This is a genomic window from Pseudomonas sp. TE50-2 (assembly GCF_040813665.1).
GTDB classification, from domain to species: Bacteria; Pseudomonadota; Gammaproteobacteria; order Pseudomonadales; family Pseudomonadaceae; genus Aquipseudomonas; species Aquipseudomonas soli.
Genome location: NZ_JBFNXN010000001.1, coordinates 3430122 through 3448316, shown reverse-complemented (window position 1 = coordinate 3448316; position 18195 = coordinate 3430122). Strand labels below are relative to the sequence as shown.

General features: G+C 62.8%; 11 protein-coding genes. 8 read left to right on the top strand and 3 right to left on the bottom strand.

Translation table 11 applies throughout. The annotated features are described in order from the left end of the window. The first annotated feature begins 41 nt into the window (after nt 1-41). The 3 genes from AAHK21_RS15775 (at nt 42) to AAHK21_RS15765 (ending at nt 3550) form a co-directional block, all read left to right on the top strand. Nucleotides 42-1343, top strand: coding sequence for a murein hydrolase activator EnvC (locus tag AAHK21_RS15775; RefSeq protein WP_367857735.1), 1302 nt, complete (start codon nt 42-44; stop codon nt 1341-1343). Nucleotides 1344-1430: 87 nt separating this feature from the next. Next, the gene (locus AAHK21_RS15770; protein ID WP_367857734.1) at nt 1431-2759 is read left to right on the top strand and encodes a S41 family peptidase; all 1329 of its coding nucleotides are present in this window, start codon (nt 1431-1433) and stop codon (nt 2757-2759) included. Between the two features lie 8 nt (nt 2760-2767). Then, entirely contained in the window at nt 2768-3550 is a 783-nt protein-coding gene (locus tag AAHK21_RS15765) for a divergent polysaccharide deacetylase family protein (RefSeq protein ID WP_367857733.1), read from the top strand. Here the strand turns inward: AAHK21_RS15765 and AAHK21_RS15760 are convergent. Further along, on the bottom strand, nt 3537-6383 hold the full coding sequence (locus tag AAHK21_RS15760) for a hypothetical protein (protein WP_367857732.1): 2847 nt from the start codon (nt 6381-6383) through the stop codon (nt 3537-3539). The genes AAHK21_RS15765 and AAHK21_RS15760 overlap by 14 nt on opposite strands. After that, nucleotides 6278-8197, bottom strand: coding sequence for a DUF6543 domain-containing protein (locus tag AAHK21_RS15755; protein WP_367857731.1), 1920 nt, complete (start codon nt 8195-8197; stop codon nt 6278-6280). The genes AAHK21_RS15760 and AAHK21_RS15755 overlap by 106 nt, the downstream gene beginning before the upstream one ends. A gap of 151 nt (nt 8198-8348) precedes the next feature. On the opposite strand from AAHK21_RS15755, the gene AAHK21_RS15750 reads away from it, so the two are divergent. Next, entirely contained in the window at nt 8349-9770 is a 1422-nt protein-coding gene (locus tag AAHK21_RS15750; protein WP_367857730.1) for a trypsin-like serine protease, read from the top strand. 60 nt (nt 9771-9830) lie between these two features. Here AAHK21_RS15750 and AAHK21_RS15745 read toward each other — a convergent pair whose 3' ends face one another. Next, nucleotides 9831-11777, bottom strand: a complete 1947-nt coding sequence (locus tag AAHK21_RS15745; RefSeq protein WP_231867495.1) for a BCCT family transporter — start codon at nt 11775-11777, stop codon at nt 9831-9833. A gap of 534 nt (nt 11778-12311) precedes the next feature. On the opposite strand from AAHK21_RS15745, the gene betI reads away from it, so the two are divergent. The 4 genes from betI (at nt 12312) to AAHK21_RS15725 (ending at nt 18182) form a co-directional block, all read left to right on the top strand. Further along, nucleotides 12312-12968 (top strand): transcriptional regulator BetI, encoded by a 657-nt coding sequence (gene betI, locus AAHK21_RS15740; RefSeq protein ID WP_134691373.1) that lies wholly within the window; start codon nt 12312-12314, stop codon nt 12966-12968. Between the two features lie 38 nt (nt 12969-13006). Then, nucleotides 13007-14479 (top strand): betaine-aldehyde dehydrogenase, encoded by a 1473-nt coding sequence (gene betB, locus AAHK21_RS15735; RefSeq protein WP_046853877.1) that lies wholly within the window; start codon nt 13007-13009, stop codon nt 14477-14479. 75 nt (nt 14480-14554) lie between these two features. Then, nucleotides 14555-16252, top strand: coding sequence for a choline dehydrogenase (betA, locus tag AAHK21_RS15730; RefSeq protein ID WP_367857729.1), 1698 nt, complete (start codon nt 14555-14557; stop codon nt 16250-16252). A 187-nt stretch (nt 16253-16439) separates the two neighbouring features. Further along, on the top strand, nt 16440-18182 hold the full coding sequence (locus AAHK21_RS15725; RefSeq protein WP_046853875.1) for a potassium/proton antiporter: 1743 nt from the start codon (nt 16440-16442) through the stop codon (nt 18180-18182). Nucleotides 18183-18195: the final 13 nt, after the last annotated feature.

Below are 18195 nucleotides of genomic sequence, written 5' to 3'. Positions count from 1 at the left end.
GGCATACTAGGCCAGTCTCCATCCCTGGTACGCCCAACCCCATGCTCCGCGCCCTGTTCCTACTCGCCCTGTCATGTCTGCTTGCCCCGGCCTTCGCTGCCGATGAGCGCGCGCAGACCCAACAACAGCTGGACGCCACCCGCCAGGACATCGCCGAGCTGAAAAAGATGCTGGGCAAGCTCCAGGAGGAGAAGTCCGGCGTGCAGAAAGACCTCAAGGCCACCGAGACCGATATCGGCAAACTCGAAAAACAGGTGGAGGCACTGCAGCAAGAACTAAAAAAGACCGAGGGCGAGCTGGAGCGCCTTGACCAAGAGAAAAAAAAACTCCAGAGCGCCCGCGTTGAACAACAACGCCTGATTGCCATCCAGGCCCGTTCGGCCTACCAGAACAATGGTCGCGAGGAATACCTCAAGCTGCTGCTGAACCAGCAGAATCCCGAGAAGTTCGCCCGCACCCTCACCTATTACGACTATCTCAGCAAAGCGCGCATGGACCAGTTGCGCACCTTCAACGAGACCTTGCGCCAGCTGGCCAACGTCGAGCAGGACATCGCCGGCCACCAGCAACAGTTGCTGGCACAACGTGCCGAGCTCGACACTCAGCGCCAGGCCCTGATCGCCGAACGCGACAAGCGCCAGCAGGTGCTGGCCAAGCTCAGCAGCGACATGAAGGAACGCGACCAGAAGCTGCAGAGCCGCGAGCAGGACCAGGCCGATCTGGGCAAGGTGCTCAAGACCATCGAGGAAACCCTCGCTCGCCAGGCTCGCGAGGCCGAAGAGGCCCGCCAGCGGGCCCTGCTGGCCAAACAGGAAGAAGAGCAGCGCCGCAAGGCGCAGGCCCTGGCCGCCGCGACCCGCAAGCAGGAGCCCGAGGAAGCCCCGAAAAAGGCCCGGACTACCTTGGGCCCGGTGGTTTCCAGCGACACGGCCAGCTATGGCGGCGCATTTTCTTCCGCGCGGGGAAAACTTCCATGGCCGGTCAATGGTCGATTGCTGGCACGCTTCGGTGACACCCGCGGCGGTGATGCGCGAGCCAAGTGGGACGGGGTGATGATCAGCGCCAGCGCGGGCACCCAAGTGCGCGCCGTGCATGGCGGGCGGGTGGTGTTCGCCGACTGGTTGCGCGGCGCTGGACTTCTGGTCATTCTCGACCATGGCAATGGCTACCTGAGCCTGTACGGCCACAACCAGAGCCTGCTCAAGAGCGCCGGCGACATCGTCAAGGCCGGCGAAGCCATCTCCACGGTCGGCGACAGTGGCGGCCAGGACAGCGCCGGCCTGTACTTCGCGATTCGCCAGCAGGGCCAGCCCACCGACCCCGCGCAATGGTGTCGCGGTTAGTTAGTGCTACTTTTACGGCGCCGCCCACGAAACGGCGACGCCGATGCTCCCAGCGGGAGCACCAACAGGATCAGGAGTTCGTTCGACATGCTGCACTCGCCTCGCCTCACCCAGCTGGCCCTGACCATCGCCCTGGTCATCGGCGCGCCCCTGGCCGTTGCTGCCGAACCGGCCAAGCCAGCGGCCAAGCAGGCCGCGGTGCCGGCCACCGAGGTGACCGCCAAGGCGCCCCTGCCGCTGGAAGAGCTGCGCACCTTCGCCGAGGTCATGGACCGCATCAAGGCGGCCTATGTGGAACCTGTCGACGACAAGACCCTGCTGGAAAACGCCATCAAGGGCATGCTCAGCAACCTTGACCCGCACTCGGCCTACCTCGGCCCCGAAGACTTCCAGGAGCTGCAGGAGAGCACCAGCGGCGAGTTCGGCGGCCTGGGGATAGAGGTCGGCATGGAGGACGGCTTCGTCAAGGTGGTCTCGCCCATTGATGACACCCCGGCCTCCCGCGCCGGTATCGAGGCCGGTGACCTGATCGTCAAGATCAACGGCGCGCCAACCCGTGGCCAGACCATGACCGAGGCCGTGGACAAGATGCGCGGCAAGATCGGCGAGAAGATCACCCTCACCCTGGTGCGCGACGGCGGCACGCCGTTCGACGTGACGCTGGCCCGTGCGGTGATCCAGGTCAAGAGCGTCAAGAGCCAGTTGCTGGAGAACGACTACGGTTACATCCGCATCACCCAGTTCCAGGTCAAGACCGGCGATGAGGTGGGCAAGGCCCTGGCCAAGCTGCGCAAGGACAACGGCAAGAAGCTGCGCGGCGTGGTTCTCGACCTGCGCAACAACCCCGGCGGCGTGCTGCAGTCGGCGGTCGAAGTGGCCGACCACTTCCTCACCAAAGGCCTGATCGTCTACACCAAGGGCCGCATCGCCAACTCCGAGCTGCGCTACTCCGCCGACCCGGCCGATGCCAGCGAAGGCGTGCCACTGGTGGTATTGATCAACGGCGGCAGCGCCTCGGCTTCGGAGATCGTCGCCGGCGCCCTGCAGGACCAGAAGCGCGCCGTGCTGATGGGTACCGACAGCTTCGGCAAGGGCTCGGTGCAGACCGTGCTGCCATTGGCCAACGACCGTGCGCTGAAGCTCACCACCGCGCTGTACTTCACCCCTAATGGCCGCTCGATCCAGGCCCAGGGCATTGTTCCGGACATCGAAGTACGCCCGGCCAAGCTGACCGCCGAGGCCGACAACGACAACTTCAAGGAAGCCGACCTGCAGGGTCACCTGGGCAACGGCAATGGCGGCGCCGACCGACCGACCGGCAGTGCCAAGCGCAAGGACCGCCCGCAGGACAACGACTTCCAGCTCAGCCAGGCCCTCAGCCTGCTCAAGGGCCTGAACATCACCAAGGGTGACTGATACCCACCATGCGTTATCTGCTGTCCCTGCTGTTCTGCCTGCTGGCCGGCGTCGCGCAAGCGGCCCCGGCCAAGGCCTACATGAGCATCATCATCGACGACCTGGGCCAGAGCAGCGAACGCGACAGCCGTACGCTCGCCCTGCCCGGCCCGGTGACCATGGCGATCATGCCCGACACCCCGCACGCCACCGACTTCGCCCGCCAGGCCCACAAGGCCGGGCGCACGGTGATCCTGCACATGCCCATGGACCCTGCCACCGGGCCCTACGCCTGGCACCCAGGCGTCGCCCTCGACGAACTGGCCCGACGCCTGGATGCCGCCCTGGCCAAGGTGCCCTACGCCGCCGGCATCAACAACCACATGGGTAGTCGCATGACCGCCCAGCGCGAGCCCATGACGTGGTTGATGGGTGAACTGCAACGCCGCCATCTGTTCTTCGTCGACAGCCGCACCAGCGCGGCGACGGTGGCGGCGGCAGAGGCCCAGGCGCTGGGGTTGGCGCATCTCTCGCGGGATGTTTTCCTTGACGACGTACGAACGACCGAAGCCATTGCCGGGCAATTGCGTCTTGGTATCGAGGTGGCCCGCAAGCAGGGTTCGGCGGTGCTGATTGGGCACCCTTATCCGCAGACCCTGAGCGTCCTGGCACAAGAGATTCCCCGACTCAAGAGCCAGGGAATCGAGTTGATCAGCCTGCGGCAGATGATCGCCGAACGCGGCAACCAGGCCATGCCCGCCCACGGCAGGCATGGCCGCTACACGAATGCGGGCCCTGTCAAAAAGGAATGATCCCCTGTGCCTCGGCAAGGCTGAGCGGACCATAGTGCACTCGCTTGCCTGGCACGACCTCACTTGCGGCCCCCAAGCCCCGGTTGCATTCGAATCGCTGGGCCCAGAGCTTCAGGTGGCCCCGCGTGAACTCCGTGGACAGGGCATCGGCACTGGACAGGTGGAAGTGGGCGGCCCAGAGTGCTCTCCCCTTGTGCTCTCCCGCTTTTCTCAAGCGCGTGACCTTGTACTCATCAAACGCACTACCATCAGCCATCGTTCGTCGAGGGCCGATGTACTCGACCTTGATCAGTTGCCGCTCATGCAAGTAGCGCAGGGCTTCGGCGGACGGATAGCAAGTTCGGGTATAAAGCTCGGTCAAGTACTGCTCCCTGCCCGCCTGCAACTCGCTGCGCCCCGCATTCAGCATGTCGAGCGCGTCCTCATCATCTTGCGACAACTGCGTCTCGATCGCCCGAAGCCGTGCAAGGGGCCCGTCGAACAATCGAGCCAGATGCCTGCCACTGATGTCTCGTTCTACATAACGTTCAGCCTGCGCGAGAATGATCTTGTTGAACGCAAGTAGTGACCTCACCCTCTCCAGCCCACTCGATGAAGCCGTCTGCAAGACCGGCTCAGGCGATATATCGCCGACGCGCTCGACCCACTGACCATCATGCCGGTCGAATCGCTGGACCACGGCCTTGCTGAGCGGATCGCGCACGACAAGAATCGTGTGCCCTTCCTCCTGCGTTGCAGAGGCGATGACGGTCGTACCTTCGCTGTCGCGGATCACATGCTGGATATCGGTTGAAACCCGATAGGCACCGCCAGTCGCCCGACCTTCAAGTTTCCCCTCCAAGGCATCCCTGGCCTCGATCAAGCGCCGGCCTGCATCCTGCTTCAGCAACTGTACATGCGACTGGTAACGCTCGAGCATGGCTGCCTCGACCAAGCGCCCACCCCGCGCGGCAACAAGCTCGCTGTTAAGTATCGCGACCGAATACTCGTCCCAGGCCTCCTGCAGGATCATGACCCGATCGGCTGGCTCGAGATTGGCCATGATCGATTCGCCATGAGCATTGGCCGCGCTCTGGAGCGTCTTGCCACCCAGACCAGCCCGATACCTCGACAGTTGCTCTTGACCGCTGGCCGAGTCCATATGCAATGCCAGGTCCGCCAGGTTCAAGACATGATGAAAACGTAGGTCCTCGGTAGTGAATGTCCTTTGCTCCACGATCTGGGCCACTGATCGGGCCTCGCTCTCGCTGCCGATCAGCAGATGGGGGGCTGCATCGGCAAGTAGCGCATCGAGTTCAGCGTTGGCCAGCAACATGCGTTCCTGCAATCCCACGGTGTGTTCGAGCGCACGCCTGAAGACCTGATATTGCGCCTTGGCTTCATAGGCACTTCTCGTATTCAGGTCTCCTGCCATTTTGGTGAGCGCGGGATAGTCGGCCAGCCGCCATAGCTCGTTGAGGATAAAGTCATTGTTGGAAATCAACGCGCAACGCAATGAATCACGCTCTTCGTTCAGCAGCCGCTCAAGATTGAGGTGCCGTCGAGCGCCGTACTTGGGCTCCAGCATCCGGTCAAGCAGTGCCAGCTTTTCATTTTCCAGCTTCACAATCGTCTCGACTGTCGTGACCGCCTCGAGCCTCTTGGGATTCATCGTTGCTTCGAGGCTCGCAATTCGAGCCGCATAGCGTTCGATCATGGCGACATCAGCATTTTCCTTCATGGCTTCGGTGCGCTTGAGTACCTCCAGTTTCTCGAGCTGCCCCCCGATTCGAAGCACCTCCTGGCGATACGTAGCAAATGTGACCGAGGCATCATTGGCCTGCTGTGTGAGCGTGTCGGCTGCCTGCCTTGCCGCCGCAAAGTCTTGATCCAGCCTCGTCCGTATCGTCTCTCGGGGCATCCCTGCTCGAAGGCGCAGCCCCGCATCGACACGCCACGCACCGTGTTCCAGAGACAACCATGGGCCCAGCGCACCATTGGCATCGATGACCCGCACACCTTCGGCTACAAGGACGATTTCATAGCTGTCGCCGGCGAGCAGGACATAATGCTTGCTGCCGACTCGATAAGTCCCCTTGCCCTGGCCGCTCGCCAAGGGGGCCAGGCCATCAAGCAGAAGTGGTGCCCGCATCGCCCTGATAGCAATGCGTTGAGAGGGCAGCAAGGCGTTGAATCCCTGGTTGCCACGCCATGAAAAGTCGAGCTGGCGCTCCTGCATGCTGCCAAGCCCTCCCTGCCCGCCCACTTTTCCCTGGCGCGGCACGACACTGACCAGTTGCCTGGCTGCAGCGCGCCGGGGAGGCCCTTCGAAGCGGTCAATATCCGGCAGCCGGCCTGGCTTGAGTTCGGCGCGCACTGGCTGGCGCAGATGCGCCAGTGCCATGCCGAGCGTGAGAAGGACATCCACACTGGCGGCTGACCGATCGAAACCTTCACCATCGGCAATGGCCCGCAGATCGCTCTCGAGGCTTGAGATGCCTTGCATCAGCCAAGCGAAGGAAGCGATCGGCCCCCTGAGAAAGAGTGTGGCTGTATTGAACAGCAACCAGGCCCCTTCCAGCAGCATCGACCAACGATTTTCAGCATTGGAAGTCGAACGCAGATCCGCCAACTCCACCAGCAAGTCGCGGTTAGCGGCGTAGAGTTTCTCATCCACATTGGTTTCCCACAGTCTGATCGCCAGGCTGGCAGGTGCCGGAGCCTCGAAGTTCAGGAATGGGTCGATACCTATGCTGAGGATATGCGGCTCGGCAAAGCCACCGTGTCGTAGATGGGACGGACGTCCTGTGGCAACCAGTCCAGGATGCTCTGCTGCAACGTAGAGTCCTGGCAAACCGCCTCGAGCAGCGCCTGCTCACTGGCAAATGCCCGGACCGAATCGCGTCCATGCAATGGTCTGTAGAGCACCAGGACGGATGGTTCGCTGCCGAGTAGCACATACATACCGGAAACAATGTCATGAACCGTGGAGTCCGGACGACGCTTGAAGGCCAGAGGCACCAGAAACGTGGCTGGATTCAAGTCATCCAGATAACCTCGACAATAATCTGTGACACATTGCAGCGCACCGGCGCCCAAACGACCATCCAGCTTGGCCTGTAGCGCCGCGAACAAAAGGCCGATGCGCCATTCGCGGGCAAATCGCTCGACCCTCGCCGTGCGTTCTTCGCGGTCATCCAGCCGCTCGGCCACATACTTGGGATAACACCCACCAATGTCGACGCGAGCCACCAGGTACCTGACGTAGTCCATGTCCAGCCAACGGGGCAATGGACCGCTCCCACTGCAGGAGATACCGGTGATGATCGCTCCCCCGAGCGAGGCAAGATTGCCAATGGCAAATTCCGTCAATGTCTTGCTACCTGCCCGAACCAGAGGCTCACCGCCTCCCGCCCCCACCCCGGCGCCACCCGGCACTCCTGCGGCGATTCCGAGCTCCAGCAGGATGTCGTCCGGAGCCGGGCTATCGTGCGGATGCGCCTGACGCATTGCGTCGCTGAGTCGCTCCCGTGTGTAGCTGTTCAGATCCTCAATACCATCAAGCGCCCCAAAACCCTGTGACTCGAGCTGGTACAGGGAAAGCGTGAAGAGTGCCTCTTGCCAGGCAAAGCTGTCATCGGCCTTGGCCATCACTAGCCCCGGCGGCGGTACCGGCGCCACATCCTGATCGATGAAATAGCCACTGTAGAAGACTTGCGAGGGGTCACTCAGGCGTCGGAACAGCTGTTCCAACGCCTGTACATCCTCAATACGCGAGTAACGCAGCGCACTGATCCGCTCCAGCATTGCATCCAGCAACAGTGCGCTTTGCTGGGCAAACACATTGCCTTCAAGGCAATAGCGATCCCATGTCATTTCATCGAACCGATAGCGCTCTGCGAGATCGTCTCGCAGTGCCAATGCGAAGTTTTCCAACGAATCGAAGGCCCTGACCACACTGGATGGCGCGCACCACAGCACCACCAGCCGCTCGTCCCATTCACCGGTTACCAGCAGGCTCTCCTGCATGAGCTGGAACGTCTGGCCTCCCACGGTCAGCGTCACCTGTACTGCAAACACCGATGGGCCAGGCTCCCCCAACAGCAGCCCGCGTACACATGCCTGCTGCTGGGTATCCAACCCCTGAAGCGGCAAATTGCGCAGGAGCGCCTGTTTCAACAGCAACTGGAACCAACGGTCGCGGCTGACACCTTCCTCGTCGCAGGATCGCCAGAACGCCACCTGCGCCTCGGCGAAATGTCCGGGAAGCTGCTCTATCAGTTCGTTGAGCGGTTCGCTAAGGCCTGCCAAGGCTCGGGTGTCCAGATCGCTGGTCGCCCCAGCGAAGCGGTGTGGCCCGGTGAGACCCAAATTGTAGGTCCGCTGTGCAAGCGGCTCGATATCCATGGGCTCGCCTTGGACCATGCACTCGAGCAGCGCATCGACCAGAGGCTGAGTGGTCCACCAGGCTGTCCCCGGCTCCGGTGAGTCGAGCGTCAACGGATCGGCGGATGTCAGCGGTGGCTGCACGGCCTCGAGGTAGGGAAGTTGCTTCAGCAGCAATTGCAGGAGCTGCTGGCTCGCTACCGTTCGCAGGGTAGGCCGATCGGCGAAATGGCTGGCGACAGCGGCCAGAAAATCGAAAGGCGAGGTCTCTGAAATCGGCATGATGATGTGCGCTCAATGGATGGAGCACAAACATGAAAGGCTGACCGAGCTGCCGGGCACTAACTAATACTGCCTGCGACAAAGCACTATTCACCACCGCGCATGACCAGCCCTGCTCGACAGTGCGGCCTCTGCTCAAGAGGTCTGAATCATGCTCGACTTGCGTACCATCTGCCTGGGGCTTGCCCTCTCCTCGCCTGCCTTGGCCGTCGACTACGGCCAAGGCTTGCCCTCCCCCTCCGAACCAGTGCTGCTTGGCAACAGCCGGGGTGAGAACCATCACTGGACCGGTATCGGCCGTTTGAATCTGCCTGACAACGGTCTGTGCATGAGCACCCTGCTCGATACCCGCTCGCCGAGCGGCGAGGCCAAGGGCCCGGCCTATACCGTCACGGCCGGCCATTGCATCAGTCAACACAATGGCGTGATCATCCAGAATCAGCCCCTGCAGGCCAGCATCACTTTCAATTTCTTCGCCGATACGGTGGCCGAGCAACAGACCATCGCGGTGCGTCGAACCGTCTGGAGCAGCGTTCAGGGCAGTGACCTTGCCCTCCTCGAACTGGATGCAAGCCTGCGACAACTCATCGACCAGGGCATTGCGCCGATGAAACCGGCTTTTCCAGCGCCTCCGGGAACAGCTGTGCTGGTTGTGGGCGAGTCCATCGCCCTGAACACCGGCCTACGATTGCGGGCCTGCACGGAAGAAGACATGCCGGTACTGGTGTCGCCACCCTGGGTTTGGCGAAATCTGAAAAGCAATGACTGCCAAGGTATTGCCGAAGGCGTATCCGGCAGTCCGGTAATAGAGAGGGTGAGCAATCGCCTGATCGGCGTGGTCAACAGCATCAGCGGCGACCGGGTCGCCTCTATCCCGCTCAGACACCTGCTTGACTGCTTCGACAAAGGGCAGCTCGACATGAATGTAGAGCAGTGCCACCTGTTCCCCGGTTTTCAACTCCAGCAGCAACACCACGAGGGCTTCAAGCGACTGCACAAGCTCCGCGTCGATGAAGATGGCGTCTCTCGCATGCCATCGTGGAACTTCGCCTTTACCTTGGACACACCGCGCTACCGCTACAAGACAGCGCGCGATGCACGGGCCTGCGAGGACCCCGCTGGCTATAGCACCACACTCCCCAGTACGGATAGCGTGCTGATCGACGAGCCGATAGGCCCGGGAACGGGCTGGCATTTTCTCTGCGTGGTGGGCGTCGACTCAGCCCAGGAACTCGCCTGGCGCGGCCTTATGGCCAATGCCCTGAGCATCGCGGTGGAGGTCTTGCCTGCTGTGGCGGTTCCAGCAGCCGATGTGACCGTCGAACGCTTGGACAACGGCGACAGGCGTGTGAGCTGGACAACCACCCCGCCTCATCTGCAACGCTATCGGGTCAAGAAGGGCAGGCCGGAGCAGACCGACTGCGCAGATCCGAGCGGCTACAGGGTGCTGTTACACAAGCAATATGTGTTCAGGCACTCCGATTTACCGCTGAAGCTTTGCAGCCAGGCAGAAGATGTCGTCAAGCAGCGCTCGGCCCCGCGAGAGGACCTCCTGGAAGCAATCGAACACTGACACCGAAAACAAAAAGGCCCGGTTCTCACGAACCGGGCCTTTGCCTGACATCAGCCGATATCAGCTGTACACACGCCCCAGCAACTGACGGTGGCTTTCGAACTGATCAAGCACATCACGCACGATCTGCTCGCGGGTGAAGCCCATCAGGTCGTACTCCTGGCTGCCGTCGTGCAGGTACACCTCGGCACGGTAGAAGCGCTGCTGCACTTCCGGCTCACCCTCGACCGGCGCCTCGCTCGGCGCGGCCAGGTAGCCATCCAGGCTGGCTTCGTAGACGAAGGGGTTGCCCTCTTCCATCATCACTCGCAGGCCCATCATGTTACGCGACTGACCTACCCGGGTCTCGACCTCGAAGCCCAGGGTACGCAGCTGCTCGGCGGCCTCTTTCAGCGCCGGGCTGACCTGTTTGTCCATGAACCGCTGCACCACGGCCTGGGTCGGCTGCAGGTCCAGCTGGCTGAGACGCTCGCTGAAACCGCGACGGCCACGGGCGGCCAGTTCGGCGCGCTCGCTTTCGACCGCGACGTCCTGCTTCATGGCCTTCATCAGGCCGAACATGAACAGCACCAGGACTACCGAGAACGGCAGGCCGGCCAGTACCACCATGGTCTGCATGGCTTCGAAGTTACCGGCGAACAGCAGGCCGATGGTGACCAGGGTGATGACCACCGACCAGAACACCACCATCCAGTGCGGGGCGTCTTCGTCGACCTTGCCGCCTTTGCACGACAGGTTGGCCATCATCACCGCGCCGGAGTCGGCCGGAGTGAGGAACAGCACGAAGCCGACGAACACTGCCAGGCCGATGACGATCTTGGCGGCCGGGAAGAATTCCAGCAGCTGGTAGATAGACATCGATGGCTGTTCGAGCGCGGTCTTGCCCAGTTCCACCGCACCCTGGTTGATCACCAGGTCCAGAGCGGTGTTGCCGAAGATCGACAACCAGGCCAGGGTGAAGCCCAGCGGGATCAGCAGCACGCCGCTGACCAGCTGACGCACGGTCCGGCCCTTGGAGATACGGGCGATGAACATGCCGACGAACGGGCCCCAAGAGATCCACCAGGCCCAGTAGAACACGGTCCACAGGCCCAGCCAGCGCTCGGACTTGTCGTTGTCGCCCTCATAGACATAGAGGTCGAAGGTCTTCAGCACGACACCGTTGAGGTAGTCACCGACGTTCTGCACGAAGCCGTTGAGCAGGTGCAGGGTGTTGCCAGCCAGCAGCACGAAGATCAGCAGCCCGCTGAACAGCAGGATGTTCAGGTTGGACAGTCGGCGGATGCCGTTCTCCACGCCCGACACCGCGGCCACGGTGGCAACGCCCGCCATGACCAGGATCACCACCAGCAGGTTGGTCTTGCTGTGGTCCATGCCGAACAGGTATTCCAGGCCCGAGGCCACCTGCATCGAGCCGATACCCAGGTTGGTCACCAGGCCCAGCAGGGTGACGAACATGCCGAAGATATCCACGGCATGGCCGGCGCCGCCCTTGACCCAACGCTCGCCGACCAGCGGGTACAGCGCCGAGCGCAGTGCCAGCGGTTGGTTGTGGCGGTAGGCGAAGTAGCCGACGGCAAGGCCGACCAGGGCGTAGATCGCCCAGCCGTGCAGTCCCCAGTGCAGGAAGGTCAGCTGCAGGCCCTGGCGCGCGGCCTCGAGGCTGGCAGGCGTACCTTCCGGTGGGTTGAAGTAGTGGTCCAGCGGCTCGGAAGCGCCGAAGTACAGCAGCGAGATACCGATACCGGAGGAGAACAGCATGCCGGCCCAGGCGCCGTAGCTGAAGTCCGGGGTGTCGTCCTTGCCGCCCAGCTTGAGCTTGCCGAAGTCGGAGAAGGCCAGGTAGACGACGAACAGCAGGTAACCACAGATGACCAGCATGTAGTACCAGCCAAAGGTGCGGGTCAGCCATTTCTGGGCGACGCCCAGCACCTGGCCGGCGGCTTCGGGTACAGCGATCAGCAAGGCAGTCAGAACGAGGATCATCAGCGCCGAGGTGTAGAACACCACGCGATTGACCCGTACCCGCTCGGCGGGGGGCTTTGTCAGGGAGGCAGAACTCATTGCACGAATGCTCCGGGCAGTGCGGCAGTGGAGGCTAAACAGTTATTTCCCACGCAATTGGTGCAATAGCCCTACTGCGACAGGTGTTATAAAAGCACCCTGGAAACCGTGATCCCGAATAGGAACGTTGCAAAAAAATCAGACCGGTCGCCTGTGGAAAACCCTGCCCTCCATAAGGAGGTGCGCGCATTCGCCACAGACACCTGGCCCGCTCCAAGGGCCGGCCGCGCAGCCAGTGACTGCTCGGCAAAATCTGTCTTTCGCATCGCCCATGCCCGTCAACGCCTTGTATTCCGGGGGTTACGCGATTTCCTGGGGTGTCGATTCGTGCTTCTGTGACCGTCCGAAAACTGTCAATGGCACAAATTGTCGCAGAGCTTATTCTTTATTGATTGAACGTTCAATCAAAACAAAATAGACTGGCCTTCGCCGAGGCAGCCGCTTGTCGTCTGCCCGCAGGCCTGAGGAGATAGCAAGATGCCCAAGGTCGGTATGCAACCCATCCGCCGCCAGCAGTTGATCGAAGCCACCTTGCTGGCAGTCGATCAGGTCGGACTGGGAGATGCCAGCATTGCGCTGATTGCCCGTTTGGCCGGCGTGTCGAACGGCATCATCAGTCACTACTTTCAGGACAAGAACGGCCTGATCGCAGCGACGATGCGCTACATCATGAACATGCTCAACGAGGGTGTGATCGCGCGTCGTCAGGCCCTCACGGACGACAGCCCGCGTGCCCACCTGAAGGTGATCATCGAAGGCAACTTCGATGCGAGCCAGGTGAATGGCCCGGCAATGAAAACCTGGCTGGCCTTCTGGGCCTCCAGCATGCACCAGCCGTCTTTGCACAGGTTGCAGCGGATCAACGACCACCGCCTGTATTCCAACCTGTGCTGCCAGTTCCGCCGCGTCCTGCCGCTCTACCATGCGCGCAAGGCTGCCCGCGGCCTGGCAGCGTTGATCGACGGCCTGTGGCTGCGTGGCGCCCTGTCGGGTGACGCATTCGACACCGAGCAGGCAATACGCATCGCTTACGAATACATGGATCTACAACTGGCTAAGCAGCAGACCCTGGGCACAACCGACCAGGCCGCTGAACAGCCGCGCGCAGCGACCAGCCAACCGGCGGGAGCGTGACGCGGCAGCCAACCACACACTGCACTTGCGAGGACACTATGGCCCGTTTCGGAACGCAAAAACTCTACATCGATGGCGCTTACGTCGACGCTGGCAGCGATGCCACCTTCGAAGCCATCAACCCAGCTACCGGCGAAGTCCTCGCCCACGTGCAGCGCGCAACTCAAGCTGACGTCGAGAAGGCCGTCGAAAGCGCCGAGCGTGGCCAGAAAGTCTGGGCCGCCATGACCGCCATGCAGCGTTCGCGCATCCTGCGCCGCGCCGTCGACATCCTGCGCGAGCGCAACGACGAGCTGGCCATGCTGGAAACCCTGGACACCGGCAAGTCGTACTCCGAAACCCGCTACGTCGACATCGTCACCGGCGCCGACGTGCTGGAATACTACGCAGGCCTGGTACCGGCCATCGAAGGCGAGCAGATCCCGCTGCGCGAATCGTCCTTCGTCTACACCCGCCGCGAGCCGTTGGGCGTGACCGTCGGTATCGGCGCCTGGAACTACCCGATCCAGATCGCCCTGTGGAAATCCGCCCCGGCCCTGGCCGCTGGCAACGCGATGATCTTCAAGCCGTCGGAAGTCACCTCGCTGACCACCCTGAAACTGGCCGAGATCTTCACCGAAGCCGGCCTGCCGAACGGCGTGTTCAACGTCCTGACCGGCAGCGGTCGCGAAGTCGGCACCTGGCTGACCGAGCACCCGCGCATCGAGAAAGTCTCCTTCACCGGCGGCACCACCACCGGCAAGAAAGTCATGGCCAGCGCCTCGAGCTCGTCGCTCAAGGAAGTCACCATGGAACTGGGCGGCAAGTCGCCGCTGATCATCTGCGACGACGCCGACCTGGACAAGGCCGCCGACATCGCCATGATGGCCAACTTCTACAGCTCCGGTCAGGTCTGCACCAACGGCACTCGCGTGTTCATCCCTGCCGCGATGAAAGCCGCCTTCGAAGCCAAGATCGCCGAGCGCGTCGCCCGCATCCGTGCCGGCAACCCGGAAGACGAGAATACCAACTTCGGCCCGCTGGTCAGCTTCCAGCACATGGAAAGCGTGCTGTCCTACATCGCCAAGGGTAAAGAAGAAGGCGCCCGCGTCCTCTGCGGCGGTGAGCGTCTGCTGGACGGCGACTTCGCCAAGGGCGCGTTCGTCGCCCCGACCGTGTTCACCGACTGCACCGACGACATGACCATCGTCAAGGAAGAGATCTTCGGCCCAGTGATGAGCATCCTCAGCTACGAGACCGAGGAAGAAGTCATCCGTCGCGCCAACGACACCGAATACGGCCTGGCCGCCGGTGTCTGCACCAACGACATCAGCCGCGCCCACCGCATCATCCACAAGCTTGAAGCCGGTATCTGCTGGATCAACGCCTGGGGCGAGTCGCCGGCCGAAATGCCGGTTGGCGGTTACAAGCAGTCGGGCGTCGGCCGTGAAAACGGTGTCAGCTCGCTGGCTCAATACACTCGCATCAAGTCGGTTCAGGTCGAGCTGGGCGGCTACAACTCGGTTTTCTAAACCCGGTCCCGCCACGCCCGCGCCCTTGAGCGCGGGCGTTTCCGCTCCCTGACAACTGCCAACGAGGGTACTTCAATGTCCCAAGAATTCGATTACATCATCGTCGGTGCCGGTTCGGCCGGTAACACCCTGGCCACCCGCCTGACCGAAGACGCCAGCGTCACCGTCCTGCTGCTCGAAGCCGGCGGCCCGGACTACCGCTTCGACTTCCGCACCCAGATGCCAGCCGCCCTGGCCTTCCCCCTGCAGGGTCGTCGCTACAACTGGGCCTACGAGACCGATCCGGAGCCGCACATGGACGGCCGCCGCATGGAATGTGGCCGCGGCAAGGGCCTGGGTGGCTCGTCGCTGATCAACGGCATGTGCTACATCCGCGGCAACGCCATGGACTTCGACGGCTGGGCTGAACTGCCAGGCCTGGAAGACTGGACCTACCTGGACTGCCTGCCGTACTTCCGTAAGGCCGAAACCCGCGACATCGGCCCGAACGACTACCACGGCGGCGAAGGCCCGGTCAGCGTGGCCACGCCGAAAGCCGGCAACAACCCGCTGTTCCACGCCATGGTCGAAGCCGGCGTGCAGGCCGGCTACCCGCGTACCGAAGACCTCAACGGCTACCAGCAGGAAGGTTTCGGCCCGATGGACCGTTCGGTGACCAAGAACGGCCGTCGCTCCAGCACTGCCCGCGGCTACCTGGACCAGGCCAAGAAGCGCCCGAACCTGACCATCGTCACCCACGCCCTGAGCGACCGCGTGCTGTTCGACAACAAGCGCGCTGTTGGCGTGACCTACCTGGTCGGTGACAGCGAAGAGCGCGTCGAAGCCCGCGCCCGCAAGGAAGTCATCGTTTCCTCCGGCGCCATCGCCTCGCCGCAACTGCTGCAGCGCTCCGGCGTCGGCCCGCGCGCCCTGCTGGAAAGCCTCGACATCCCGGTGGTCCACGACCTGCCGGGCGTCGGCGAGAACCTGCAGGACCACCTCGAGCTGTACCTGCAGTACGCCTGCACCCAGCCGGTGTCGCTGTACCCGTCGCTGCTGTGGTGGAACCAGCCGGCCATCGGTGCCGAGTGGCTGTTCAACGGCACCGGCATCGGCGCCAGCAACCAGTTCGAGGCCGGTGGTTTCATCCGCACCCGTCCTGAATTCAAGTGGCCGAACATCCAGTACCACTTCCTGCCGGTAGCGATTAACTACAACGGCTCGAACGGTGTGAAAGAACACGGCTTCCAGGCGCACATGGGCTCCATGCGCTCGCCGGCCCGTGGTCGCATCCAGGCCAAGTCGAAGAACCCGCGCCAGCACCCGAGCATCCTGTTCAACTACATGTCCACCGAGCAGGACTGGCAGGAATTCCGCGACGGCATCCGCCTGACCCGCGAAATCATGGCCCAGCCGGCGCTGGACCCATACCGCGGCCGCGAGATCAGCCCAGGCGCGCACGTGCAGACCGATGAAGAGCTGGACAAATTCATCCGCGAGCACGCCGAAACCGCCTTCCACCCGTCCTGCTCGTGCAAGATGGGCACCGACGACATGGCGGTGGTCGATGCCGAAGGCCGCGTGCACGGCATGCAGGGCCTGCGCGTGGTCGACGCCTCGATCATGCCGCTGATCATCACCGGCAACCTCAACGCCACCACGATCATGATCGCCGAGAAGATCTCGGACAAGATCCGTGGCCGCAAGCCGCTGCCGCGCAGCACCGCCAAGTACTACGTGGCGGGCGATGCACCGGTGAAGGGCAAGCCGATGCGTGAAGTGAAGCAGGCCTGACCTGCTTGGCTTGCCAGCGATGAGGCGGTAACAGGCAACACAAGAAAAGGCACCTTTCGAGGTGCCTTTTCTACATCTGCAGAAACGCTTTACAGCCTGCCAATTCATCAGGTTAGAATCGATTGGCACGCGACCTGCTAGTTCACAGTTGCAAGTTCCTTTCCCCGCTGTCCCGGAGTACCTGCCTTTGGATGCAAGCACCATCAACAGCCTGTTCCTGATCGGCGCATTGCTGGTGGGCGCAAGTATCCTGGTCAGCTCGCTGTCATCGCGCCTGGGCATCCCCATCCTGGTCATCATCCTCGCCGTCGGCATGGTCGCGGGCGTGGACGGTGGCGGCATCATCTTCAACAATTACCCGACCGCCTACCTGGTGGGCAACCTGGCGCTTGCCGTCATCCTGCTCGACGGCGGCCTGCGCACCCGGGTGGCGAGCTTCCGCGTGGCGCTGTGGCCGGCGCTGTCGCTGGCCACGGTGGGCGTGCTGATCACCACCGGGCTGACCGGCATGGTCGCCGCCTGGCTGTTCGACCTGAGCCTGATCCAAGGCCTGCTGATCGGCGCCATCGTCGGTTCCACCGACGCCGCGGCAGTGTTCTCCCTGCTCGGCGGCAAAGGCCTCAACGAACGGGTCACCGCCACCCTGGAAATCGAATCAGGCAGCAACGACCCGATGGCGGTGTTCCTCACCGTGACCCTGATCGACATGATCGCCAGCGGCCAGACCGGCCTGCACTGGAGCCTGCTCACTCACCTGCTGCGCGAGTTCGGCATCGGCGGCCTGATGGGCCTGGGCGGTGGCTGGCTGATGCTGCAACTGGTCAACCGCATCAACCTGGCCGGCGGCCTGTACCCGATCCTGGTGGTGGCCGGCGGCCTGGTGGTGTTCTCCCTGACCAACGCCCTGCATGGCAGCGGTTTCCTCGCGGTTTACCTGTGCGGGCTGGTGCTGGGCAACAAGCCGATCCGCAGCCGCCACGGCATCCTGCACATGCTCGACGGCATGGCCTGGCTGGCCCAGATCGGCATGTTCCTGGTGCTCGGCCTGCTGGTCACGCCCCACGACCTGCTGCCCATCGCCCTGCCCGCCCTGGGCCTGGCACTGTGGATGATCCTGGTGGCCCGACCACTGTCGGTGGTCGCCGCCTTGCTGCCGTTCAAGGCCTTCCATGGCCGCGAGAAAGGCTTCATCAGCTGGGTCGGCCTGCGCGGCGCGGTGCCGATCATCCTGGCGGTGTTCCCGCTGATGGCCGGCCTGCCCCAGGCCCAGCTGTTCTTCAACCTGGCGTTCTTCATCGTGCTGGTGTCGCTGTTGGTGCAAGGTACCAGCCTGCCGTGGATGGCCAAGCTGCTGAAGGTCACGGTACCGCCGGACCCGGCACCGATTTCTCGCTCCGCGCTCGAAGTGCACGTCACCAGCGAATGGGAGCTGTTCGTCTACCGCCTGGGCGCCGAAAAGTGGTGCATCGGCGCCGCCCTGCGCGAGCTGAAGATGCCCGAGGGCACGCGGATCGCCGCCTTGTTCCGTGGCGAACAGCTGCTGCACCCGTCGGGCAGCACCGTGCTGGAGGTCGGCGACATGCTTTGCGTGATCGGCCACGAACATAACCTGCCGGCGCTGGGCAAGCTGTTCAGCCAGGCGCCGCAACGCGGCCTGGACCTGCGCTTCTTCGGCGACTTCGTACTCGAAGGCGATGCCGAACTGGGCGCGGTGGCTGCACTTTATGGCCTGAAACTCGATGGCCTGGACGCGAAGATGCCGCTGGCGCAGTTCATCCGACAAAAGGTCGGAGGCGCTCCAGTAGTAGGCGACCAGATCGAATGGCACGGCACGATCTGGACCGTCGCGGTCATGGACGGGAACAAGATCCAGAAAGTGGGCGTCAGATTCCCCGAAGGTACCCGCCCAGGCCCCGGGCTGTTCCTCTAAACTCCGATTTGCC